We start from the raw sequence: 321 nt of genomic DNA, 5'->3' as shown, positions 1-321 counted from the left end.
GTCCACGAAATCACCCTGTCGATAGAACGTCAGAACAGCATCAGCCGGGAGTGCGTTGATGATCTCGGTTTTGTAGTGCTGGCCCTGTTCGCAACACCAGGAAAGTGCACTCTCCCGGTCCCACACCTCGCGGACGATTGGTTCATTGCGATCAACGATTTCATGCATGCGGGCTTCGATCCGGGGCAAATCGTCCGCCGTGATCGGCTCTTCCGGCCCGACATCGTAGTAAAAGCCGCTTTCAGTAGCGGGTCCGGTCGCAAACAGAGTGCCCGGAAACAGTTCGCTGATCGCCTGAGCCAGAATATGCGCCGCGTCATG

General features: G+C 57.3%; 1 pseudogene. It reads right to left on the bottom strand.

The features are described 5' to 3' along the window. Positions 1–321: pseudogene (locus HK23_RS14130) on the bottom strand (threonine--tRNA ligase); the annotation flags it as partial.

The sequence above is a fragment of the Acetobacter malorum genome (genome assembly GCF_002153605.1).
Lineage (GTDB): Bacteria > Pseudomonadota > Alphaproteobacteria > Acetobacterales > Acetobacteraceae > Acetobacter > Acetobacter malorum_A.
This window is presented reverse-complemented; position numbering and strand designations above follow the sequence as displayed.